This window comes from Thermoflexus hugenholtzii JAD2, from assembly GCF_900187885.1.
Taxonomy (GTDB): domain Bacteria; phylum Chloroflexota; class Anaerolineae; order Thermoflexales; family Thermoflexaceae; genus Thermoflexus; species Thermoflexus hugenholtzii.
Genome location: NZ_FYEK01000022.1, coordinates 144,404 through 168,084 on the forward strand (window position 1 = coordinate 144,404; position 23,681 = coordinate 168,084).

Consider the following 23,681-nt stretch of genomic DNA (forward strand, 5'->3'; position numbering starts at 1 on the left):
CTGCGAAAGCCCGGACATCCCCCCGGCCGCCCGGAAGACCGGTGGTCATCATCCCGGTCATGGTCATCGCCATCGAGGGGATGCCCATCTGCTTCGGCATCGCGTCGCTCCTCCCGTGAGCCTGCGGGGTTGTCTTTTATTGTATGCGCATCGCTCGATCTGTCAACCCGGACGGGAACGAGAGCCCGGCGCGGCTCTTTCCCATGGCGACCATGCTCTCCCGTTCGGCGATCTTGTAAGCGAGGGCCAGCTCCCGCACAACTTCCTCGGAACGAGGCTTCACCAGCTGAGCGCGCACAACCGCAAGATCTTCCTCGGTGATCGGGATGATCTCTCCCTCCATTTCGTAAACCACTACAGGGCGGGAGAGGAGCTCGGCGATCCGACCCAGCTCCGCATGGGACGTCAAGACGGGCCGCAACCTTGGGGGAGGGCCTTCTCTTTTCAACCCAATCGTGGCCCGCTACGTAGACTGCAGCTCCTTCACCCTGGCCCACGTCGCCTATGGGCCTGACCATGGGGCTCCTCGAGGCGCGCCGCCCGGCGCTCTGGGGGATCCCACGGATCCGATCCGTCAGGGTGGGTGGGTTTCTTCCGAAAATGCATGCGGCCCGGTCTCGGTCTGGGGTCCGAGCCGGGCCGCAGCAGGAAAGGAGGGGCCAGGGCAAGCGAACGCCAGTGGAGTGGGCGGCGATGGCGCTGCTTGCGCCTTCATCATCCTCGATCTTCCTTCCCCAAAGTAGTGACAAATGTCACAATTTTTCTGTGAGGGGGATCATCCGAATCCGGCCGGTGGGGCGGGGAGTTTCTCGAGGATGGCCCCGAAAGCCCCGTCCATGTGGTGGACATGGGGGAGGACCCGGTAGAAGCCCTCGGCGTCCACGAAGGGGCTGGGGACCTTCCCCTGGGCGGAGAGGAGGCGGAACTCCGGATGATCCCGCAGGAAGGCGCGGATTTGTTCTTCGTTCTCCTCCGGCTCCAGGGAGCAGGTGCTGTAGACGATGCGCCCGCCGGGGCGGAGCATCCGGGCGGCCGACTCCAGCAGGGCTCGCTGCACCGCCACCAGTCCGATGAGGTCCGACTCCTGTTTGTGCCATCGCGCGTCGCTGCGCCGGGCCAGCACGCCGGTCCCCAGACATGGGGCGTCGATCAGGATGCGGTCCGCCCATTCCGGGAGGAAGGGCCTCCGTCCGTCCGCCTGGACCACCCGGATGATGGTGAACCCCATCCGGAGGGCGTGCTCCCGCAGCCGCCGCAGACGGCCGAAGTGGGCGTCCGCCGCGATCAGCCAACCGTGATCCCCCATGCCTTCCGCGATGGCCGTGGTCTTCCCCCCAGGGGCCGCGCAGAGGTCCAGGACCCGCAGGCCGGGTCGCAGGTCCATCAGGTAGGGCACCATGGCCGCCGACTCATCCTGGGCGATGACCTTGCCCTCCTGATAAGGGGGCCACGTTGTGAGATCGAGCCCGCCTTCCACCAGAACGATGTAGGGGTGATAGGCTCCCGGCCGGGCCCGCAGGCCCCGCGCCTCCAGGTCGGCGAGGATCTCCTCGCGGGTGGCCCGCAGGCGGTTGACCCGCAGGCTCAACGGCCGCGGGGTGTTGTGGAAGCGACAGAGGGCGCGCGCGCCCTCCACCCCGTAGCGGGCGATCCACCGGCGCACCAGCCATTCCGGATACGAGTAGCGCACCGCCAGGTGAGCCACCGGATCCTCCGCTAGGGAAGGGAAGGGAGCGGGAGGCCGTCCCTGCTCCAGCCGCGCGGAGATGCGACGCAGCACGGCGTTCACCAGGGCGGCGGCCCCCTCCCCGGCCAGGGCCCGGGTCACCTCCACCGTCTCGTGGACCGCCGCCCAGCGCGGGATGCGATCCAGGAACATCAGCTGATACAGGCCCATCCGCAGGGCGTTCCGCGTCCAGGGGTCCAGCCGCTCCAGGCCGCCTCGCACATAGCGGGCCAGCACCCAGTCCAGGGTCTTCCGCCAGATCGTCACGCCGTCCACCAGGGTGGTGAGGAGATCCTGATCCCGGGGGGAGAGCGCCACCTCCCGGCGGAGCGCCTGGAGCACGTAATCGGCGTAGGCGGCCCGCGTCTCGATGCGATGGAGGGCCCGCAGGGCGTGATACCGAGCCGGCGATCGGATGGGCGTTTTCGAGGGCACCCCTCGACCTCCGGGATCCGGGTTAATCCGCCCGCACTTCGGTCGCGAAGGCCCCTCGCGCGCCGGCGGCACGGAGGGCGCGGGTGACAACCTCCACATCTTCCGGACGCACCAGGGCGATCACGTTCCCACCTCGTCCCCCGCCGGTGAGCTTGGCCCCCAGCGCCCCCGCCATCCGGGCGGCTTCGACCAGATGATCCAGAAGGGGCGAGGAGACGCCCAGCTCCTGCAGGATCCGATGGTTGGCGTCCAGGAGGGGCCCCAGGGCTTCGATGGCCCCGGCCTGCAGGCATGCCTCCGCCTCCTGAACCAAATCCGCGATGGCGTCGAACAGGGCCTCGTAGCGGGCCGGTTCCCGCTCCCAGCCCGCGCGGACCGCGGCCACGGTCTCCCGGGTGGGGCTGGGGACCCCGGAATCGGCGATCACCAGGGTGAACGGGCGGGCGATCCGCAGAAGCACGGGAGGCCGGCCCCGAACGAAGCGGATGGGGCGCTCGTAGGCGATGACCGTGTTGTCGATCCCGCTGGGGGTGCCGTGGTGCAGTTTCTCGATCTCGTAGACCAGGGCGGACACGATCTCCGGCTCCGGTGTCCGGTCGGCCCAGCGGAAAAGGGCCCGCACCAGCGCGGCGGAGGCCGCCGCGCTGCTGCCGAGCCCCCCGGCGACGGGGAGCTCGGAGCGCAGGACAAGCCGGAGGTCTGGCTCCGGGAGCCCGAGATGCTCCAGAGCCAGACGAACCGTCCGGGCCAGGGGGTGATCCGGCGCCTCGGAGAGCCGGAGCCTTTCCCCGGTGTCCGGCGCTTCGATCCAGCAGCCGGCCCCAGGTGGAAGGGGCTCCGCCCGCGCCCGGGCCCGCAACCCGCACACCGGGGCGGCGAGGGCGGGCCGGCCGTAGACCACCGCATGCTCCCCCAGCAGGATCACCTTGCCGCAGGCGGAAGCTTCCACCGGAAGGCGGGTCTCTGCCATCATGGCCCGGCAACCCTTTCTGCAGCGAGGAAATACTCGGTCCATCGATCGCGGATGCGGAAGACCCTGAACCCCAGGCTTTGCAAAAAGCGCTCCACGGATCCGGACTTGCCATGTCGGGCCAGATATTCCGCGTGAACCTCACAGATCATGGCGTGCACGTGACGACGCAGGGTCTCCCGCATCCCCCACAGCACATGAAGCTCATGGCCCTCCACATCGATCTTGACGATGTCCGGCGCCGGGATCCCGGAAGCCACGAGGCTGTCCCCCGGGACCGTTCGAACGTTCAGGGCGGATCGAGGGCCGGCGGTGATGTGCCCCATCATGAACGATCGCTGCCCGCCCCGGACATCGAAGGAGGCCATGCCATGTCGATCGGAGAGTGCCAGCGTCATAACCTGGATGTGATCTTCGCACCGGTTAAGTCGGGCGTTCTCCCGGATCCGTTGGGCATTGGGCCCGTATGGTTCGAAGGCGATGACCTTGCCACCGAGGCGGGCGGCGAGCATGGCATAAAGGCCGTGATAGGCTCCCACATCCCAGAACACATCTCCTTCATGCAGGCGGCTCGCCAGATATCGCAGGCATTCGTTCTCGGTTTGAAAGGTCTGGATCAGATGGAGGGCCTCCGCGTAGGATTGAATATGGAAGAGGAGAGCGACTTTGCCAATCCTCAAGCGTTGCTGTCCGCGGATTGCGGCGAGCATGGAGATTGCTCTTCGATAGGGGAACCAGAAGGCCTCCCGGGCGAAGCCGCGAAACCCTTCCTTCTGGAAAACCTCTCGTGCTTTTGTGAGTTTGTCCCCCATCCGGTCCTTTCCCAGATCGCGCATTGCCCGCTGGGTCTTTCGCCGACGCGAAAATGCTTTCTGGCCGGCGCAGGCCGGCCGCTGGCTGAAGGCCTCTGGAGGTCGAATTCATTCGACCCTCACGCCGGCCGGTGGCCGAAGGCCTGTCCGGTCGAATTCATCCGACACCTTCAACCCGCCGCGCCAGGATCCCGGTGAAGCCGGCCTTCGGGTAAAAGCCCGGGCGGGCCTCTTCCTCCCGGATCTCCGGAGCATCCGGAGCCTGGAAGAGAGTGGAGCGATATTCAACCACCCGAAACCCTGCCTGCTCCAGCCATGCTTCCAGCTCCTGGCGGGAGTAGAACCGCGCGATGGAATAAAAGGGATGTCCCTGGCGGCCTTTCTCTTGATAGTGGGCCGCCCACGGGCTCTCCGCCAGGATCATCCCCAGCACCAGCCCTCCGTCCGCCCGCAGCACCCGATGAGCTTCCCGCAAAACCCCGAGGGGATCCTCCACAAAGCACAGGGTGACCACCAGGAGGACTCCGCCGAAGGCGTTGTCACGGAATGGAAGCCGTTCCCCTACGGCCTGAGCCACCCGGATCCCCCGGGCAGCCGCCATCCGGAGCGGCTCTCGCGCGGGATCGATCCCAAAACCGACGCCGAGGGCCTGAGCGAAGCGCCCGGATCCCACGCCGATCTCCAGATAGGGGGGCGGGCAGCGGGTCAGCAGAGGGGCCAACGCCCGCACCTCCGAGCGGTAGGCTCCCCGGCCCACCGGCCCTTCATACCAGGCATCGTAACGGGCTGCGTAGCGTTCGAACACTGAAGCGCGCGCCATCGCGAAGTTCTCCGTTCGTTATGCCTCCAGCGCTCGGGCGATGCGGGCGGCGATGCGGGCGTTTTCGATCAGCAGCGCCCGGTTCAGGGCCACGCTCTCCCCGCCCGTCCGTTCGGCCACCCGGGCCAGCAGGAAGGGCGTGAGGGCCCATCCCTGCACGCCCGCCCGCTCCGCCTCGGCCATCGCCTCCTCCAAGATGGTCTCCAGACGCTCCCTCGGGAGGGCGAAGTCCGCCGGGGGCGGGACCGTCACCAGGATCCCCTTGCCCCCCAGGGTCCAGTGGACCCGGGCGATGGCGGCGGCTTCCTCCGCCGAGTCCACCCGGGCGTCCACCGGCAGCCCGCTGGAGGCGCTGTAGAAAGCGGGCATAGTTTCCATCCCCCACCCCAGGATCGGGATCCCATGCGTTTCCAGCCACTCCCGCGTCGCCCGCAGATCCAGGATGGCCTTGGGGCCGGCGCAGACCACCAGCACCGGCTCGGTGGCCAGGGTGGGCAGGTCATTGGAGACATCGAAGGGGGCGCCCCGATGCACCCCGCCGATCCCACCCGTGGCCACCACGCGGATCCCCGCGCGGGCGGCGGCCCAGACGGTGGTCGCCACCGTGGTGGCGCCGATCTGGCGACGTGCCAGGGCGATCGGGAGATCGCGCCGGCTCACCTTCCGGACGCCCTCATCTCCCGCGAATCGCTCCAGCTCAGCCGGCGTCAGGCCAACGACGATCTGTCCATCCAGGAGCCCGATGGTCGCCGGGACCACTCCCTCAGCGCGGATGGTTTCCTCCATCTCATGGGCGACCTGGAGGTTGGCCGGTCGGGGAAGGCCGAAGGCGACCACCACCGTCTCCAGGGCAACGATCGGCTGGCGGCGCGCCCGGGCTTCCTTCACGTGGGGGCCGAAGCGGAAATAGGCGTTCTTAGTGGAAAAACCCATCGCCCCAAACTCAAAATCAACTGCCGATCCAGGCGTGGACATCCCTCGCCTCCAGGAGCTGGTTCCCGAAACCTGCAACCCGAACGGGGAAGGGGCGGCAAACAGCGGCCAGCCGGCTATAAGCGGGATGATCGTGCTTCCAGCTCCGCGACGATGACCTCCGGCGTTTTATAGGGAATTACATTCTCGATCGCCCGGAAATGATCATCGTAGGCCACGATCGCCGTGCAGCCTGCGATGTGGGCGGCAATCGCATGAGGAAGATCCGTCGGATCTCTCAGCGCTGCGAAGAGCCTGGCCCGGAGCAACTTCTCCTCGCGGCGAGGGATCGGCACATAAAGCAAGCGGGTGCTCAAAAGCGTGAGGAAGGCCTGACGGGCAAATTCGCTGCCTGCTTCCCAGTTTGGCTCCGTGCGGGTGATCGCGATGACCAGTAGCTCATGGAGCGCATAGAAAGAAGTTGCTGCTTTAACCGCACCCTGGTTGATGAGCTGGAATAACTTCGAAACCGCCTCAAATCGTGTGGGCTCCAGCTTCCGGGCCAGCGTGAAGACCAGCAGCACAGAGGTATCCAGATAGATCACCGGGTCCTCTCCGTCGAAGCGGGTGTTCCAGTTTCCACTGCGGGAGGCAACAAGAGAATCTTCAACAACTCCTGGGATAGCAGCAAAGCCAGAGGCACAATGGCCTCAGAGAAAATGCGCTCAGCGCTTTCCTTGCGTCCTTCATGAAGGATCTCATCGAACGATTTTCCTTTCAGATATTCGGAGAAATCTTCGAGCGTCATAATTCACCTCCGGTTTCGATAGCCGGGCCGGGTCCCTGCCTGCGCGGCGTTTCGGCCATGGCGTATGCCGTTGGCCGATGCTCAGGGGGGAGAGCTCCCTTCCCTATTTTCCCGAATTTCCACTTTAGCATAAAGCCCCGGGTTCCACCAGGGGTTGGAGGATTTTGCTAACGATCGAGAGGTTGGCCGGTCGGGGAAGGCCGAAGGCGACCACCACCGTCTCCAAGGCGACGATCGGCTGGCGGCGCGCCCGGGCTTCCTTCACGTGGGGGCCGAAGCGGAAATAGGCGTTCATCCGGGGGAACCTCCTTCCACCCGCACGGGGACCTCTCCGTCGATCCACTGCACGGTGAGCGGCTCGCCGGGCTGGACCTGATCCGCCCGGGTGACCAGGCGGCCATCGGCCCGGCGGACCAGGGCGTAGCCTCGGGCCAGGACGGCGTGGGGGTTCAGCGCCTCCAGTCGGGCCTGGTGGTAGCCCCACCGGGCTTCCGCTTGCAGGATCTGCTGATCGATCGCGCTCCTCAGCCGGGTCTGCAGCCGGTGCAGGCGCTCCAGACGAGCGTGCAGCTCCCGCTCGGGCGCGTGGGCCTGCAGGCGCGCGCGCAGGGTCGTCAGGGCCTGCCCCGCCCGCTCCAGGCGGGCGCGTATCGCCTGCTCCAGGCGATCCCGCCATCCGGCGATCTGAGCGGCCACCGCGTCCCGATCCGGGGTGGCCAGCTCTGCTGCCGCGGAGGGTGTGGGCGCGTGCACATCAGCAGCGGCATCCGTCAGAGTGAGATCGATGGCATGGCCGACGCCCGAGACCACCGGGAACGGCGAGGACGCCACGGCCCGAACCACCCGCTCGTCGTTGAAAGCCCACAGCTCCTCATTGGACCCTCCACCCCGTGCGATGATAGCCAGATCCACCCCTGCCACCATCCAGAGGGTCTCCAACGCTGTGGCGATCGAAAGGGGAGCATCATCTCCCTGGACAACCGTAGGGGAGAGGATCACCTCCGCCAGGGGCCATCGTCGCCGGAGGATGTTCAGGATGTCCCGAAGAGCTGCTCCCGCCGGCGAGGTCACCACGCCGATCCGGCGGGGGAACGGAGGCAGCGTCCGCTTGCGGGTGGGGTCGAACAGCCCCTCCGCCTCCAGCCGACGCTTTAACGCCTCAAGGGCCAGGAATCGCTGGCCCAGGCCGATGGGAAGCCAGCGATCCACATATAGACGGCAATCCCCCCGATCCTCGTAGTAACCGATCCGCCCGCGCGCCACAATGGTCTGTCCGTTCGCCGGCAGATGGGCCATCCGGGCCGCCTGCGTCCGCCAGATGACACAGGTGATCTGGGCCCGCCCTTCTTTTAGTGAGAAGAAGATGTGGCCTGGCGCCGTAGGGCGGAGATCCCCCACTTCTCCCTCCACCCACAGATCCCCCCAGGCGAAGCGGGATTCGATCACTTCCTTCAGATGGGCGGCCAGCTGGGATACCGTGAGGTAAGTGATGGGAGCCTGTTCAAGTTCCTCCCACTCGCTCATGAAAACGCTCCAGCGGAAGGTCTGCGCCCCTTGTTCATCGCGTTTCCGTGACCTTCTGCAGGCCTCGCGGCCGGTCTGGATCCAGCCCTTTCCATCGGGCGAGGGAGACGGCGAACCACTGGCCGGGGATCACCGCCACCGCCGGGGAGAGCCACTCCGGGACGGGAGGCAACGGGATGCCGACGTCTGCATGGCGGAGCCGCTCCGGATCCTCGCTGCAGAGGGTGAGATGGGCCGCCCGTTCCCGCAACAGACGGGCCAGGTCCTGCATCTCCGCGTGGAAGGTGGGCCCTGGCGCGATCAAGAAGACCGGGAAGCCCGGCTCCACGAGGGCGATGGGCCCGTGGAGGAAATCTGCCGAGGAATACGGCTCCGCCACGATGTAGGTGAGCTCCTTGAGCTTGAGGGCGATCTCGAAGGCGGTGGCGTAGTTGAAGCCCCGGCCGATCACCACGCCGTGGGAGGCCCGCCACCAGGAGGCAGCGGCCTCGCGGGCGGGCCCCTTGCTCTCCAGGGCCCGGGCCATAGCTTCCGGCAGCCGGCGCAGCTCCTCCTGCATCGTTCGATCCCCCGTCCAGGCGGCGGTCAGCATGGCCAGGGCGACGAGCTGGGCCGTGTAGGTTTTGGTGGCGGCCACCGCCCGCTCCGCCCCTGCGCGCAGGGGCAGCACCGCGTGGGCCTCGGCCGCCAGCGGGGAACCTGGGTCGTTGGTGATGGCGAGGGTGAGGCCGCCCTGGCGGCGGGCCTCCCGGATCACCTCCACGATGTCCGGGGAGCGGCCGGATTGGGAGATGCCGATCACCCACGCGTGGTCCAGCCGGGGCGGACGTCGGTAGAAGGTGAACAGGGAGGGGGTGGCCAGGGCGGCGGGCAGCCCGGCGAACGCTCCGAGCAGATACTGACCGTAGCGGGCGGCGTTATCGGAGCTGCCCCGGGCGGCCAGCATCACGAGGGCCGGTTGAAAGCGCCGCGCCTCCGCCGCGATCCGCTCCGCCTCCGGCCATCCTTCCCGGAGCAGGCGGTCGGCCACTTCCGGTTGCTGGCGGATCTCCTCTTCCACCCACATCCGCTGGCGAACCTCCTGGGGAATCTCGCGAAACTCATAAAAGGCCTCGCCGTCCGACACAGCGAGGGGCTTCCACCTCTTGGATCTTTCCCCCGAGCCGATTATACTTCAGCCATCCTCAAGGTTTCGCGGGAAAGGCATGGCTCTCCTTTGATCCTGAGGTCCACCTTGCTCGGAGGAGGGAGACCGATGACAACGTGGAGTGCAGGACCACGTGGATTGTTCTTTGAGGACCTGGAGGTCGGGTGGAAAGTCCGCACCCCCGGCCGCACGGTCACCGAGGCGGACATCGTGGGGTTCGCCGGCCTCTCCGGGGATTACACGCCGCTGCACACCGACGCGGAATACGCCCGCGGCACCATGTTTGGGGAACGGATCGCCCACGGGCTGCTGGGGCTGGCTATCGCCTCCGGCCTGGCGACCCGCCTCGGCTTCCTGGAGGAGACGGTGGAGGCCTTCACCGGCCTGGAGTGGAAGTTCCGCGCTCCCATCCGCATCGGCGACACCCTCTACGCCGAGATTGAGGTGGCCCAGAAACGCCCCACGCCCGACGGCCGCGCGGGCTTCGTGGTCTTCAACGTCCAGGTCCGCAACCAGCGGGGCGAGGTGGTTCAGCGGGGCCAGTGGACCCTTCTGGTGCGCGCTCGGGGTGCCGGGGCGCCTCAGGCCTCTCCGGCGGCTTCCCCAGAGCGTCCTTCGGAAGGATGAAGCGAGGCGCCGGACCGCCTGATCCCCCATTTAGGGGGAGCGTCTCACCCGTTTGGGGGAAACAAACGCCTTGGCGGCCGCATTCTGTTACAAATTTTACAAGGGGGGCCTTGAAGGATATACTGGTAGGAAAAGACATCGCCGGCCTGGAAAGCTGGCGTTCCGCCCATCTGATCGGGGGAGGCGTGTGCCATGCCCAAACGGTTTGTCTCCTGGATGATCGGGGGGCCTCAGGGCAGCGGGATCAACGTGGCGGCGGAGACCCTGGCCAAGGCCTTCAGCCGAGGGGGCCTTCACGTTTTCGCCAACATCGAATACCACTCCAACATCATGGGCAAACATAGCTACTATCGGGTCCGCGTCTCGGAGGAGCCCGTCCATGCCCCGGTGGATGAGGTCCACCTGCTGGCGGCCCTCGATGAAGAGACCCTCTTTGGCGACCATCACCACAACCCCGAGTTCCCCACCCACCACGGCCATGTCCACGAGGTGGTCCCGGGCGGGGGGATCATTTACGACGCGGACCTGGGGGACATCCGAGAGCGGCTGGGGCGGGATGACCTGCGTCTGTATCCGGTGCCGTACTTCGAGATGATCCGCCGGGCGCTGGAGCCCTTCGGAAAGGCGGCGGAATACCGGCAGTATGACATCATGCGGAACACGGTGGCCCTGGGGGCGACCCTGGCCGTCCTGGATTACGATTTCGATCTGGTCGCGGAGGTCATCCGCGAACAGTTCAAGGGGCGCCGGGCTCGGCTGGCGGATCTCAACATCCAGGCGCTGCGGGTCACGTATGACTACGTGCATGAGCACTTCGGGAACGACTTCCCCTGGAAGGTGCGCCGGCGGGAGCGGCGGCCGGATCAGATCCTGATCCGCGGGGTGCAGGCGGTGGCCCTGGGCAAGCTCCAGGCGGGGCTGGGGGTGCAGACCTACTATCCCATCAGCCCGGCCACCGACGAGAGCACGTATCTGGAGGCGGTCCAGAGCCGCTACAACGTGGTGGTGATCCAGACGGAGGACGAGATCTCGGCGATCAACATGGCGGTCGGGGCGGCCCATGCGGGCGCCCGGGCCTCCACCTCCACCGCCGGGCCCGGGTTCGCCCTGATGCCGGAAGGCGTCGGGTTCGCCGCCATCACCGAGGCGCCGGGCCTGGTGGTGTTCCTCTACCAGCGCGGCGGCCCCAGCACCGGGCTGCCCACGCGCACGGAGCAGGCGGACCTGGGGTTCGCTCTGCACCCGGCCCACGGGGAGTTCCCTCACATCGTCATCGCCCCGGGGGACGTGGTGGAGGCCTTCTACGACAGCTTCGAGGCCTTCAACTGGGCGGACCGCTACCAGATGCCGGTGATCGTGCTGGTGGACAAATACCTCGCCAGCAGCTACATCACCGTCCCCCGCTTTAACACCCGGAACCTGGTCATCGACCGCGGGGTCCGCTATCGGCCCGATGGCCAGCGGGACGGCTACCTGCGCCACGCGGTGACCGAGAACGGGATCTCCCCATGGGTGGTCCCGGGGACGGAGGGGGTGGTGTTCTGGACGACCAGCGATGAGCACAACCCGAAGGGGCACATCTCTGAAGGGGTGATCCACCGGGTGGAGCAGATGGACAAGCGCATGCGCAAGCTGGAGCTGGCCGCCCGGGAGATCCCCGACAGCAAGAAGTTCACCCTGCACGGGCCGGAGGACGCCCAGGTCACGCTGGTGGGGTGGGGGACGACCAAGGGGGCGATCCTGGACGCCCTGGAGGAGCTGTCGGCCTTCAACGGGCTGACCTTCAACTTCCTTCAGATCCGGATGATGCGGCCCTTCCCGGCGGAGCCGGTAGGGGCGATCCTGCGGCGGGCCCGTCGGGTGATCCTCATCGAGAACAATTACTCCGGTCAGCTGGGGAACCTGATCCGGGAGATGACCGGCTTCCGGATCCCCCATCGGGTCCTGAAGTATGACGGCCGCCCCTTCACGGTGAACGAGGTCATCGAGGGGGTGCGCCGGGCGCTGCAGGACAACGAGGAGCGGATCGTGATGATCTCCAGCGAAGCCCGGGAGGTGATTCCATGGCCTACGCGGTGAAGGACTACAAGACCGAGGTCTGGGTGGACTGGTGCCCGGGGTGCGGGGACTTCGGGATCCTGAACGCCATCCACCAGGCCCTGGCGGCCCTGCAGCTGCCCCCGCATCGGGTGGCGGTCTTCTCCGGGATCGGCTGCTCCGGCAAGACGCCGCACTACATCGGGACCTATGGGGTGCACACGCTCCACGGGCGGGTGCTGCCGGTGGCCACCGGTTTCAAGCTGGCCCACCCGGAGATGACGGTGATCGCCGTGGGGGGCGACGGCGACGGCTATGGGATCGGGGCCGGGTATTTCCTGGCCGCCGGGCGGCGCAACGTGGACCTGACTTACATCGTCTACAACAACGGGGTTTACGGGTTGACCAAGGGCCAGGCTTCTCCGACCTTGCCCAAGGGCGTGCAGACCAAGTCGCTGCCTGAGCCCAACCTGATGGAGGCCCTCAACCCCATCGCCGTGGCCCTGGGGGCGGGTTACACCTTCATCGCCCGCGGCTACGCCTATGATGTGCGGCACCTGCGGGACCTGATCGTGGCCGCCATCCAGCACCGGGGCACCGCCCTCATCGACGTCCTCCAGCCCTGCCCGACCTACAACAACATCTACACGCGGGAGTATTACAACGCCCGCGTCTACAAACTGGAGGAAACGGGCTACGACCCGGTGGTGCATAATCCGGCGGATGAGAAGGAGATCGTGGAGAAAAAGGCTCAGGCGCTGTTGAAGGCCTATGAGAATGGAGATCGGATCCCTATCGGGATCTTTTATCGGGTGGAGCGGCCGACCCTGGAGGACGAGCTGGCAACCCGTCTACCTCACTGGGGGAAGGCCCTGGCGGACCTGGAGCCGATTTACCAGCGGGATCTCACCCCGCTGCTGGACGAGCTGAGCTGAGGCGCAAAGGGGCGGGGCGTCTTCGGACGCCCCGCCTGCGTTTGACAATGGGCTTTGCGAGCTTTCCTCTGGGTCCTCTCTCACGACCCGGGAGGCAACCCGAGGAGGGCCGGCTCTTGTTTCCGAAACCGGTCCCGGTAGGCGGGGAGGGTGATCATCGGCGGGCGCTCGGCGTCCCCGATCTCCTCCACCTCTAGGTAATAGCGGCCCGGCTCATGGCGGATCAGCTTCATGGAGCGGTTGACTTCTTCCAGCAGCTGGATCTTGTGCCGGTCCTCCAGGCGGCGGATCACCACCTGGATGATGGCGAAGGCCATCTTAGAGAGGGCCTCCAGGTCCTGGTTCCGGTGAATTCGCTCCTGCAGATCCACCTGGGCGATGGACCACAGGCCGAACCGCTCCAGGATGTCGATGAGCAGCCCGATCTCCACCCCGTAGCCGGTGAAGAAGGGAACTTGCTCCAGGATCTCCCGGCGGCCGGCGTATTCCCCCGACAGCGGCTGGATCAGCCCGGAGAGCTCCGGGAAGAACAGGTTGATCAGGGGCCGGGCCACCAGCTCGGTCACCCGCCCGCCGCCCCCCGCTTGCAGCCGCTCCCCCACCCGGATGGGACGCCGGTAGAACCCCTTCACCAGGCCGATGCGCGGGGAGCGCAGCAACGGGCCGATCAGCCCGTAAATGAAGCGGGGATGGTAGTTGGTGATGTCCGTATCGGTCCAGACGATGACATCCCCCCGCAGGACGTAGAGGCTCTTCCACAACGCCTCCCCTTTGCCCCGATAGGAGCCCACCTCCGGGAGGATCTCGGAGTGGATGTATACCGGGACGCCCTTCTCCCGCGCGATCTCCCGGGTGCGATCGGTGGAGGCGCTGTCGATCACCACGATCTCGTCCAGGAGCGGATAGCGCTCCATCAGGGCCTCGCGGGCGATGTCCAGGATGGGGCCGATGGTGGCCTCCTCGTTGAGGGTGGGAAGCCCCAAGCTGATGGTCACCCCCTGAGCTCGCTTGAGGGCCACCAATTCCTCTATGTTGGAGAACTCCTCGGCATCGAAGGTGTTCTCCGCGAACCACTTGTCCACCAACACAGAGATGGGGAGCTGGGCGGGCGCGCCCCGCGGTCGGGGCTGGCCGGGGAGGAAGGCCCGGGCGGCCTTGGCCAGGATCAACGGCTTCTCCGTCCCCTGGCTCAGGGCACGGGCCAGCGGCCCCAGACCCTGAGCCTCCTCCCGGCCCGGTCGGGTGGGGGCGCCCAGGACCGCCCCGTCGTGGTGGCGCAGCTCCTCCAGCACCGCCTGGGCGATCTCGCCGTGCAGGACCATCTGGCGGGTGATGCGGGGGAACTGCCGGGCCAGCGGTCGGAAGGCGGCCGCCACCCGCCGGGCCTCCGAGGCCGCGTGGAGCAAGGTCACCTGCCCATCCCAGGCCTCCGCCAGCGCTAAGGCGACCTCCACCGCCAGCTGGGTATACGGCCCGCCCCGCACCGGCAGCAGGATGCGCCGCCAGCTCTCCCGGATCGGACCGCGGACCAGGAGGAGATCGCAGGGGGATTCCTGGAGCACCCGGGCCAGGGGCGCTCCCAGCACCGGACCGTCCGGATCGCCGTTCCAGGGCAGGAGCATCAGCGAGACCCGGTTCGCCTGGAGGAAGTGAAGGACCTCCTCCCATGGGCAATGGGAAACGCGGATGCGGGGGCGGACCCGGAGGGGCAGCTCCGGGAACTCCGCGGCCAGCGCCATCAGCCGCTGGCGCAGCGCCCGGGCCTCCGCCGCCCCATGGCTGAGGGAGCGCTCCGGTGGGAGGGCGACCAGCCCCAGCAAGGTGATCTCCCCCCGCTCCGCCGGACACAGCGCCGAGGCCAGCGGGAGCAGTCCCCGCGCGGCCTCGACCTCTTCCACCGGGATCAAGATCTGATCGAACGACATCGCCATTTCACCGTCAGGGGTTGGACACGAACCCGGGGAGGCTGTGAGGGATGGCAAACGGGTTCTCTTCTTCTATTTTAAATCCGATCCAATCCGATGGCTCCCCATCTAAGGGCGGAGACGCATCAGGCCACTTCGGGCTTTCAGGTGGGGAAGGCCGCGGATCGTGTATAGTTTCAAATAGGGAGGCAGATGGAAAGGCTCTGGGGACCTGCTGGGGCCTCGAGAGGTGTGTCCACTCAGGAAGCCGTGGGAGGGATCCATACGCTACGGGAGGGAGATTGCGGATGCGGATCCTGGAAGAGGGACTGGTGATCCGGACGCTGGGCGCGGCGTATGATGTGCAGGGCCCGGATGGAGTGGTGCGGTGCGTGCTGCGGGGGCGTCTGCGGCGCCAGACGGAGGGTCCCCAGCGGCCGGTGATCGGGGACCGCGTGCAATTCGAGCGGGTCTCCCCGAAGGAGGGGGCCATCATCGCCATCCTCCCCCGGCGCACCGCCCTGGTCCGCCGTGAGCCGCTGGACCCGGAGAAGGCCCACGTCATTGCCGCCAACCTGGATCAGATCGTGGCGGTCTTCGCCGCCGTCCCGGAGCCCGACCTCTTCCAGATCGACCGCTATCTGGCGGTGGCCGAAGCCAGCGGCCTTCCCGCCCTCCTGGTCCTCAACAAGATCGACCTGGCGGAGGATCTCTCGGCACTCCGGGAGCGCTTCGCGGAGTATGAGGAGCTGGGCTATCCGGTGCTGTATACCAGCGCGGTCACCGGGGCCGGCCTCGAAGCGCTGCGGGAGCGGGTGCGGGGGAAGATCAGCGCCTTCATCGGCCCCTCCGGGGTGGGCAAATCCAGCCTGCTGAACGCCCTCCAGCCCGGCCTGGGGTTGCGCGTGGGGTCCATCAACCCGCGGACCGGGATGGGTCGTCATACCACCACCCGCAGCGAGCTGATCCCCTTTGAAGGCGGATATCTGGCCGACACCCCTGGCTTGCGGGACATCGGTGTGTGGGGGATCCGGCCGGAGGACCTGGCGGCGTGTTTCCCGGAGATGCGCCCCTATATCGGCCGCTGTGAGTTCTCCGACTGCCTCCATCTGGAAGAGCCCGGCTGCGCCGTCCGCCGGGCGGTGGCCCGTGGGGAGATCCGCCGGCGTCGCTACGAGAGCTACCGGCGGATCCTGATCGAGCAACAGGCGGCCCGCGCCCCATAGGGCATGGATGGCGTAAAATGGGCCTAGAGGGTCGCGGCTGAAGCCGCTCCTACAAGCAAAAAGGGTGGGGAGGCGATGATGGGCGTGAAGGTGCGGTTGACGGCGGCGGATCTGTGGCGGATGGGGGAGGGGGATGTCCGTCGCGAGCTCGTGGATGGGGAGGTCATCGAGATGTCACCGGTTGGCGGCGTGCATGGAGAGCTCACCCTGGAGATCGGCCGCCGGCTCGCTGAGCATGTCCGGCGGCATTCCCTGGGCCGCGTGATGGTGGGCGATGTGGGGTTTGTTTTGAGGCTTCCCTGGGATCCGGAGCGGGTGCGGGCGCCGGACGTGGCCTTCGTTGCGGCGGAGCGATTGCCGGAGGGGAAGCTCCCGGCGGGGTTCATCGAGGGGGCGCCAGATCTGGCGGTGGAGGTGCTGTCGCCGAACGACAACCCGGTGGATCTGCAGCAGAAAGTGCGGGACTACCTGGAGGCGGGGGCGCGGCGGGTGTGGGTGGTGGCCCCGGAGGCGCGGACGGTGACGATGTATCGGCCGGACGGGACGGCGCGGTTCCTGCGGGAGCATGAGGTGCTGGAGGGGGAAGATGTGTTGCCCGGCCTGGCCATCCCCCTCACCGAGCTCTTCGGGCCGTGAGCGCAAGCCCTTCCTCTCCCCCGGCGCGGTCCACCGCCGCCTCAGCGGGTCACCTCATAGATCCGCACCCCCGCGTTGGCGAAGACCAGCCGGAGATCCCCACGCTCGATCAGGAGCGGGAACTTCTCAAAGCCCTCAGGCGGGTAATACAGGCGCTCCGCATATCCATCCATCACATAGCGCACATGATAGCGGTGCAGGATGGCCATCGCCTCGTCTGGATCTGGGGTCTCATAAAACCGGTTGACGTCCGCCTCGCGGCGCTGGATCAAGGATTCCGGCACCACCGTCCGTTGCTGCCGCTGATGCCAGTCCCACCCGAAGACCACCGGCAGCCCGGTGAACATCGCGATCCGGCTGCGCAGCCCCCGATAGGCCGGCGAGCGGATGGACTCGATGACCACGGGCGTTCCCTCGACACGATCCCACAGGAAGCGGAGGGCCTCGAATTCCTCCCGCACCGGGTAGCGCACCCCCGCCTCGTCGGCGATGGCTTTCTCCATGAAGGCGAAGCCGTCCAGGGTGGGGCCTACGGAGACCTCCCAGCGGTCATACAGTCGGGCCCGGGTGGCCAGGACGGGGTAGAGCAGGGCGGAGAACATCAAAAAGCCAAGGAAGCCCCGCCAGAGGACGCGCCCGGCCGGCGCCCAGCGGCGGGCGGCTTCCTCCACTGTTAGGACCGCGATGGCGGCGGCGAGGGCCCAAAGGAACCACACCTGGAGGTAGAATTTGAAGACGGTGTTCATCCGCCCGATGTCGCCCTTCAGCACCACCTGCTCCACCCCCAGGGTCAGGGCCGCCGCGCTCGCAACCCAGATCCAGAGGAGGCGGCGCTCCGGCGCCTGATAGGGGCGCAGGGCGAGGGCGACGCTCAGCAAGATGATCGGGATCGCGAGAACGGCCACCGGAGCGATCCGGCTGCCTCCTACCCACAGGCCCAGGCCGAGGGCCCCCGCCACGATCCACCCCACTGTCCCCAAGGGATCGCTCCGCCAACCCGCGAGGACCCAGCGGCGCAGCCGCCAGGCCTCTCGCACGAGCAGTGTGAGGATCGGCCCCAGGAAGAGGCCGTGGAGCAGCAGATAGGTGCCCAGCGGGGTGCGATCCCCTTTCCACACTTCAAGTTCCGTATATGCGGTGGCGTAATGGGCGAGGTAGGGATAGAAGAGAAGGGCCCCCAGCCCGATGAAGGCGGCGCATCGGGCGAGCCATCCCTCGATGCCGGACCCCGTGTGGAGATCCCCGCGGGTCCAGGCGTTGAGGGTGAGGGCGGCCAGCCCCAGGAGGAGGTGGGCGGGGTAATCCCACGTGTTGGTGGGCCGCAGCGCGCCCACGACCAGGGCCCCCAGGGCGAGGGCGGCGATCCCCGACGGCTCTCCCCAGCGCGACCGGCGCAGCCAGGCCAGCCCGATCAGCAGGGCAGCCAGCTGCAGGGGGAACGCCATCATGTGCGCGTGCAGGTCCGCATACAGGAACGTGAAATAGGGGAACTCGGTGATGGGCGTGACGTCGCGATCCGGGATCATGCGGGTGGGGTTCCAATACCACCACTCGATGCGGGCAGGAAGCGCGGCGCGGCCGGTCAGCACCTCCCGCATCCCGATGAGGGTTTCCCGCAGGGAAGGGGACTCCGCCTCCGTAACCTGAGCCCCCACCTCCTGGAAGAGGTCGGAGAGCAGCTTCAGCTCCCCCAGGTTGCCCACGCCCGTCGCGAACAGGGCGGCGAGCAGGCCGGCGGCGATGGGCTTCCCATGCGCCTGGGGCCACCTGGCCGCCGCGAGGTGCGCGCCGACGGCGAAGGCCCCCAGGGCGGTCAGGGCCGCCAGGGTGGGGATCACCGCGTTATACGCGTAGCGGACCTCAAAGCCCAGGAACTTGATCGGCGCCCCGACGATCACGTAGCCGAAGTAGTAGTAGTTGATGTATCCGCCGGCGAACCAGGGGTCGTAGGGCGGGAAGCGCAACGAGCGGATCGTCGCCAGCAGATACGAGAGGTTCATCGGCTTCTCCCCGCCCATCACCGGATGCCAGAGGTCTGGATGGCCCAGGCGGACCAGCAGCCAGAAGGCGAAGGCCCCCACGGCCACCATCTCCTCGACCCGCCAGAGGGGATCCCGTAGGGCGGCCCGGATAGCCGGCTTCACTCGAGGCCACAGGAGGACGTCGACGACAAGGCCGGCGAGCAGGGTGAGGGCCATGGCCGTCCGGTTGAAATCCATGACCCCGAGGCTGGCCATCAGCCATGGGAGGAAGGCGAACAGCAGTGGCCCCAGGATGCGCGCGAGCGCGTATCCGTGATCCCGCAGACCGGGGAAGGCCCAGGCCGTCAGCGGCCATGCTCCCCATCCGAGCAGGGTGAAGAAGAGCCACCAGGCCAGGACCCCGAGGGCCGGCCACCGGTTCAACGGGTTTTCGGACGGGAAGATCGCCCGATATGTGGAAGCGGCCTGCTGGCGCGCCCAGGCGACCGGATCCAGCATCAGGAGCCCGCGGGCCTGGGTATACTGGCGCGGCGTCTGCCAGACCACCTGGCTCAGATCCACGGATTCCAGCACCCGGCGGGCCTGCTCGAGGGAGAAATCCGGCCGCTTGCGGAAGATCCAGACCGGCGGGTGGTCGTAGACGCTGAAGGCCTCCTCGGCGCCCCAGAAGGGCTCCTCGAACCCCAACGGGGGAAGATCGAAGCCGATCCGCCCGCCGATGTCGTCGATCTCCAACGGCCCCAAGCTCGGCTTCGCATGGAAAGTAGCGACGAGGTCGAAGCCCAGCCGGCCCTCGAAGAGGGCCCGGTAGTAGGCGACGGTCATCGGATAGCGCAGGGGGAGGCGGGGGATCGACCACACCAGCCGCTGGCTGGAGAGGACGATCCAGTCCGCCCGCTCCAGCCACTCCAGGGCGCGTTGGCGCTTCTCCTCGTTGTCGTCGTCATACCAGGCCATCTCCAGGCCCTGATAGATCGAGAACCCGTCCTTCCCATCCACCCGCAACGGCAGGCCGTCGTCCCAGTGCTCGTTGGCGATCACCGAGGAGGCCAGCAGAAGCGGCCCGCCCTCGGCCCGCAGGCGCAGGAGGTAATCCCCGGCCGGCAGGACGAGAGGCTCCGGCCACCCCGCCCGAACGGGATCCCCATCCGGATGGCGGGGGGCGGAGGGGGCGGGGATCCGGAGCTGCAGGCGGACGGCGCCCGCGGGATCTTCCAGGGTCAAGTGGAGCAGGCCCGGCCTCTCCCCAAGGGCGCGTAGATGCGGGATCTCCAGGCCCGAGATCGTCTGTGCAGGGGTGATGGGGATCGTCAGGACGAGTTCCTCCTGGACCAGAAGGCGATTGCTTAAGGGCAAGGGATAGCGGGCGCCGGGGGGATCCGCGCGCAAAAGGGTGACCGCGGTGGGGACGTGGGCGTAGAGCCAGCGGGAGGCGGCGACCCGGGAGACCGGCTGGCGGTAGATCCCGGTGAAGGCCCAGGCCCAGAGGGAGGTCCCCCCGACCACGATCCCGATCCCAGCCAGGGCCAGCCATCGTCCGGCCGGTTGGGGAAGCCGTCGCAGGCGCAGGAGCCCCCAGGCGGCGGTCAGGGCCAGGGTGGGATAGATCGGGAGGAAGTAGCGCATGGATTTCACCCACTGCGTCCCCATATACAGGAAATACCCGCCGGTCCACAGCCCGAGGAGCAGCCAGCCCATGTGGATGGGATCGAGCCCGATCCCTTCCCGGCGCAGGCGCCGGCGGAGGGCCAGCCCCAGCCCCAGCCATCCGAGCCATGCGGCAGCGCCGAAGGGGAGGCCCATCCCCCACAGGACCATGTTCTTCAGGGGAAAGAGGATGGGTGCCCGATCCGTCCATTGATGGCCGGGCGGATAATCGGCGGCCCCGCTGATCAGCGCCTGGATCTCCCGCATGTTGGCCAGCCAGCGGGGGTCGGGGAGGAACCATCCGGCGAAGGCGTAGGGCATCCCCAGGCGGAAGGCGAGGGCGGCGGCGAGCCCGGCGGCGATCCAGAAGCGCAGGGTTTTCCCGGAGCTGCGGAGGGACAGGAGGGCGGCGAGGGCCATCAGGGCGAGCAGCGGCCAGAGGTTGATGCGGGAGGCCAGGGCCGCCCCGGCCATCGTCCCGGTCAGGACCGCGGCGGCCCACGTGGGGCGGCGGAGCATCCGGACCATTCCCAGGAGCGCGGCGGTGCTGAAGAACGTCGCCCACGTGTCCGTGGTGTAGAAGTGGGCCTGCTGGATGTTCATCACGCTGAAGGCCATGAGGGCGGCGGCCAGCAGCCCCCCTTCGATCCCCATCAGCGCCCGGCCGATGAAGAAGGTCAACACGACCGTCCCGGCGTCCAGGAGGGCGGAGAGGGTGCGGCCGAGCAGGGTGATCTCATCGTAGCCAAGGGCCGTGCGGCGGGGGAATGGACAAAGCCATGCCTCTGCCCGGCAGAGCGCCGTGACCAGCTCGCCGATCCCCCGGGTGAGGACGATGGGCAGGTCCCCGTAGACGAAGAAGGTGTAGCCCCGGTTGTAGGGGTTCAGGGGGGAGCGGGCGGAGTCCAGGTATTCCCCCAGGTCCCGGGGCCAGGCCAGGGCCTCCGTGACCATGGTGAGGAAGCGCTCGTCGGGATGCAGATGCTGGTTCTCGTCCCAGTTCAGCCCTGTCAGGCGAAGGGCCAGGGCGGCGATCAGGATGAGGGGGAGCCGAGCGATCCACCAACCCTTTTCGTCACGCGGCATCGTGCCCATGCGTCTGTGGCGTCTGAACCGGATTGTGCAAGTCCCTCCCATTGTAGTCACAGGCCTCGATTCCCGGCCAGCCTGCCCACCCTGTGCTCCATGCGCCGTCCCGGTCCGAACCTTCCTCCTCCAGAGGAAGAAGCGTTTCCCGCCATGCGAGTCCGGTATAATGGGGCCGACGGCGGGTCCCTCCGCGTCGGGGCGATGAGGCGACCCTATGGATCGGATCCTTATCCGGCGCGAACGGCGAAGAAATGGCGCGCATCGTCATCGACGTCACCGCGGCGGTGCGGCAGGGCGCGGGGATCGGGCGCTACGCCCGGGAGCTGACCCGCGCCATCCTGCAGGCGTTCCCGGAGCACCGTTACACCCTGTTCTACGCCGGCCCGGTGCGCTTCTCCCTGACGTGGGCGCAGGCCCCCGGGCTCCGCCTGCGGGCGGCCCCGTTGCCCGAGAAGGGCATGGTCTGGCTCTGGCATCGCCTGTCCCTCCCGGTCCCCCTGGAGCTCTTCACCGGGGTGGCGGATCTGATCTATTCCCCGGATTTCCTGCTCCCGCCCACGCTGCCCGGGCGGCGCACGCTGCTGACCGTCCACGATCTTTCCTTCGAGGTGATGCCCGAGACCCTCCCCGCGCCGCTGGTGGCCTACCTGCGCCGGAACGTCCCCCGCGCCGTTCGGCGGGCGACCCACATCCTGGCGGACTCCGAGGCCACGCGGCAGGATCTCATCCGGCTGTGGGGCGTGCCGGCGGAGAAGATCACCGTGCTCTACAGCGGGGTGGAATCCCGCTTCCGACCGGTTCAGGACCCGGCGCTTCACGCGCGGGTTCGGGCGCGCTACGGGCTGGGGCCGTGGCCGTTCATCCTCACGGTGGGCACAGTGCAGCCGCGCAAGAACTACCCGCGCCTGATCGAGGCCTTCGCGGCCCTGGTGCGGGAGGGGATCTTCCCCGAGGGCCATCTGGTCATCGTGGGGGAAAAAGGATGGCAGGCGGAGGGGACCTTCGAGGCGATCCGGCGCTCGGGGATGGCGGAGCGGATCCACTGGCTGGGCTTTGTGGACGACGCGGATCTGCCGGCGCTATATTCCGCCGCTGCGGTGTTCGCGCTGGTCTCGCGGTATGAGGGCTTCGGCCTGCCGGCGCTGGAGGCGATGGCCTGCGGGACGCCGGTGGTGGCCTCGCGGGTCTCCTCCCTGCCGGAGGTGGTGGGGGAGGCGGGGGTGCTGGTGGATCCGGAGTCCGTGGCGGACATCGTGCGGGGGCTGCGAGCGGCCCTGGAGGATCCCGAGCGGCGGGCGGCGTTGCGGGAGGCGGGCTTGGGGCGGGCCCGCCGCTTCACCTGGGAGGCGGCCGCCCGGCAATGGCACGAGATCGTCTTGCGGCTCCTCAACCTTGAGGCGTGAGGGCAGGCGCGTCGGGCTCCTTTTGCATCTTCGGTTTGTATTTACAATTACGACAGATTCTGCTCTACGGCGAGGCAGATGCGATGCGACGGGCGTGGGTGTTGAGCGGAGGCGGCAACCGGGGTCCGCTCCAGGTGGGGGCGATGCGGGCGCTGCTGGAGCAGGGGCTCGAGCCCGACTTCCTCGTCGGCACCTCCGCCGGGGCCATCAACGCCGTGGCCTTCGCCGCCGACCCCACCCTCCCGGGCCTGGAGCGCCTGGCCCAGGCCTGGCGGGGCGTCCGCCGCGCAGATATCTACCCCGGCAACCTGTTCACCATCCTCTGGCGCATCCTCACCCGCCAGGATAGCCTGTTCGATAGCTCGGGGATGCGGCGCGTGCTGCAGGCCCATCTCCCGCCGGGGGTGCGGACCTTCGGGGACCTACGGCGGCCGTGCTACGTGACGGCGGCGGACCTGCGCACACAACGCCTCATCCTGTTCGGCGAGGATCCCTCCACCCCGGTGCTGGAGCCGGTGCTGGCCAGCGCCAGCGTCCCGGTCATCCATCCTCCGGTGCGCTTCCGCGGGATGCAGCTGGTGGACGGCGGGGTCGTGGCGGTGGTTCCGGTCTCCATCGCCCTGGAGAAGGGGGCGGAGGAGATCTATGTGGTAGACCTGAGCTTCGGCCCGCAGATCCTGCCGCCCCGCCGGGGCATCGTGGAGATCGCCATGACCGCGTATCAGACCCTCCTGGACGAGCAGACCCTAGACGACCTTTACGATGCGTTGCAGGCGCCGGTGACGCTCCATCATGTGTGTATCCCCGCCTTCCGGGAGATCTCCTTCCTGGATTTCTCCCGGACCGCTGAGATGCTGGAGGCGGGCTACGAGGCGATGCGCCGTTATCTGGAGGACCCGCATCCCGATCAGATCTGCGCGATCACGGCCGAGGCCCGCCGGGCCCTAACGGCTCAGATGGTCCCCGGCGGGGGCCGAACCTATGCGCCGCCGCGCCGGCGGCGGTTGCTGGAGATGGGGCCTTCAAAAGGATGAGGCTGGG

At 67.8% G+C, this 23,681-nt stretch carries 20 protein-coding genes; 7 read left to right on the plus strand and 13 right to left on the minus strand.

Translation table 11 applies throughout. From position 1 onward, the window contains the following. Positions 1–136: 136 nt before the first annotated feature. The 11 genes from CFB18_RS05810 to CFB18_RS05855 form a co-directional block, all read right to left on the minus strand. Positions 137–409 (minus strand): hypothetical protein, encoded by a 273-nt coding sequence (locus tag CFB18_RS05810; protein WP_143597532.1) that lies wholly within the window; start codon positions 407–409, stop codon positions 137–139. A 366-nt stretch (positions 410–775) separates the two neighbouring features. Further along, a complete protein-coding gene (gene rsmB, locus CFB18_RS05815; RefSeq protein WP_159461596.1) occupies positions 776–2,161 on the minus strand; it encodes a 16S rRNA (cytosine(967)-C(5))-methyltransferase RsmB in 1,386 nt (461 codons plus the stop codon). A gap of 22 nt (positions 2,162–2,183) precedes the next feature. Then, the gene (gene mvk / locus CFB18_RS05820) at positions 2,184–3,131 is read right to left on the minus strand and encodes a mevalonate kinase (RefSeq protein WP_088570887.1); all 948 of its coding nucleotides are present in this window, start codon (positions 3,129–3,131) and stop codon (positions 2,184–2,186) included. Beyond that, a complete protein-coding gene (locus CFB18_RS05825) occupies positions 3,131–3,841 on the minus strand; it encodes an FkbM family methyltransferase (protein WP_159461597.1) in 711 nt (236 codons plus the stop codon). Before CFB18_RS05825 ends, mvk begins: the two co-directional genes overlap by 1 nt. 259 nt (positions 3,842–4,100) lie before the next feature. Then, on the minus strand, positions 4,101–4,763 hold the full coding sequence (locus CFB18_RS05830) for a class I SAM-dependent methyltransferase (protein WP_088570861.1): 663 nt from the start codon (positions 4,761–4,763) through the stop codon (positions 4,101–4,103). A gap of 18 nt (positions 4,764–4,781) precedes the next feature. After that, positions 4,782–5,738: a pseudouridine-5'-phosphate glycosidase gene (locus tag CFB18_RS05835; protein WP_234977015.1), complete on the minus strand. Its 957-nt coding sequence runs from the start codon at positions 5,736–5,738 to the stop codon at positions 4,782–4,784. Between the two features lie 74 nt (positions 5,739–5,812). After that, on the minus strand, positions 5,813–6,280 hold the full coding sequence (locus CFB18_RS05840) for a type II toxin-antitoxin system VapC family toxin (RefSeq protein WP_159461598.1): 468 nt from the start codon (positions 6,278–6,280) through the stop codon (positions 5,813–5,815). Then, entirely contained in the window at positions 6,277–6,483 is a 207-nt protein-coding gene (locus CFB18_RS05845) for a hypothetical protein (RefSeq protein ID WP_088570863.1), read from the minus strand. Before CFB18_RS05845 ends, CFB18_RS05840 begins: the two co-directional genes overlap by 4 nt. Before the next feature lie 124 nt (positions 6,484–6,607). Next, positions 6,608–6,778 carry a pseudouridine-5'-phosphate glycosidase gene (locus tag CFB18_RS14985; protein ID WP_143597533.1) on the minus strand — a complete coding sequence of 57 codons (171 nt, stop codon included), beginning with the start codon at positions 6,776–6,778 and terminating at the stop codon, positions 6,608–6,610. Next, positions 6,775–8,007 (minus strand): exodeoxyribonuclease VII large subunit, encoded by a 1,233-nt coding sequence (xseA, locus tag CFB18_RS05850; RefSeq protein ID WP_088570864.1) that lies wholly within the window; start codon positions 8,005–8,007, stop codon positions 6,775–6,777. The genes CFB18_RS14985 and xseA overlap by 4 nt, the downstream gene beginning before the upstream one ends. 34 nt (positions 8,008–8,041) lie before the next feature. Beyond that, positions 8,042–9,073 (minus strand): SIS domain-containing protein, encoded by a 1,032-nt coding sequence (locus CFB18_RS05855; protein ID WP_088570889.1) that lies wholly within the window; start codon positions 9,071–9,073, stop codon positions 8,042–8,044. Positions 9,074–9,262: 189 nt separating this feature from the next. Between CFB18_RS05855 and CFB18_RS05860 the strand changes: the two genes are divergently transcribed. The 3 genes from CFB18_RS05860 (at position 9,263) to CFB18_RS05870 (ending at position 12,753) form a co-directional block, all read left to right on the plus strand. Then, complete coding sequence (locus CFB18_RS05860) at positions 9,263–9,781, plus strand: MaoC/PaaZ C-terminal domain-containing protein (RefSeq protein ID WP_088570865.1); 519 nt, start codon at positions 9,263–9,265, stop codon at positions 9,779–9,781. Between the two features lie 192 nt (positions 9,782–9,973). Next, entirely contained in the window at positions 9,974–11,860 is a 1,887-nt protein-coding gene (locus CFB18_RS05865; RefSeq protein ID WP_088570866.1) for a 2-oxoacid:acceptor oxidoreductase subunit alpha, read from the plus strand. Further along, on the plus strand, positions 11,845–12,753 hold the full coding sequence (locus CFB18_RS05870; protein ID WP_088570867.1) for a thiamine pyrophosphate-dependent enzyme: 909 nt from the start codon (positions 11,845–11,847) through the stop codon (positions 12,751–12,753). Before CFB18_RS05865 ends, CFB18_RS05870 begins: the two co-directional genes overlap by 16 nt. Positions 12,754–12,833: 80 nt before the next feature. Here the strand turns inward: CFB18_RS05870 and CFB18_RS05875 are convergent, their stop codons facing one another. Then, positions 12,834–14,678, minus strand: coding sequence for a glucosyl-3-phosphoglycerate synthase (locus CFB18_RS05875; RefSeq protein WP_159461599.1), 1,845 nt, complete (start codon positions 14,676–14,678; stop codon positions 12,834–12,836). A 287-nt stretch (positions 14,679–14,965) separates the two neighbouring features. Here CFB18_RS05875 and rsgA point away from each other — a divergent pair, with 287 nt between their 5' ends. Further along, a complete protein-coding gene (gene rsgA / locus CFB18_RS05880) occupies positions 14,966–15,883 on the plus strand; it encodes a ribosome small subunit-dependent GTPase A (protein WP_088570869.1) in 918 nt (305 codons plus the stop codon). 78 nt (positions 15,884–15,961) lie between these two features. Further along, positions 15,962–16,519: a Uma2 family endonuclease gene (locus tag CFB18_RS05885; protein WP_088570870.1), complete on the plus strand. Its 558-nt coding sequence runs from the start codon at positions 15,962–15,964 to the stop codon at positions 16,517–16,519. A 41-nt stretch (positions 16,520–16,560) separates the two neighbouring features. Here the strand turns inward: CFB18_RS05885 and CFB18_RS05890 are convergent, their stop codons facing one another. Further along, the gene (locus CFB18_RS05890) at positions 16,561–21,234 is read right to left on the minus strand and encodes a DUF2298 domain-containing protein (RefSeq protein WP_159461600.1); all 4,674 of its coding nucleotides are present in this window, start codon (positions 21,232–21,234) and stop codon (positions 16,561–16,563) included. Positions 21,235–21,488: 254 nt separating this feature from the next. Between CFB18_RS05890 and CFB18_RS05895 the strand changes: the two genes are divergently transcribed. Beyond that, positions 21,489–22,640, plus strand: a complete 1,152-nt coding sequence (locus tag CFB18_RS05895) for a glycosyltransferase family 4 protein (RefSeq protein ID WP_088570872.1) — start codon at positions 21,489–21,491, stop codon at positions 22,638–22,640. An 83-nt stretch (positions 22,641–22,723) separates the two neighbouring features. Next, positions 22,724–23,674, plus strand: coding sequence for a patatin-like phospholipase family protein (locus CFB18_RS05900; RefSeq protein WP_088570873.1), 951 nt, complete (start codon positions 22,724–22,726; stop codon positions 23,672–23,674). Positions 23,675–23,681 lie beyond the last annotated feature (7 nt).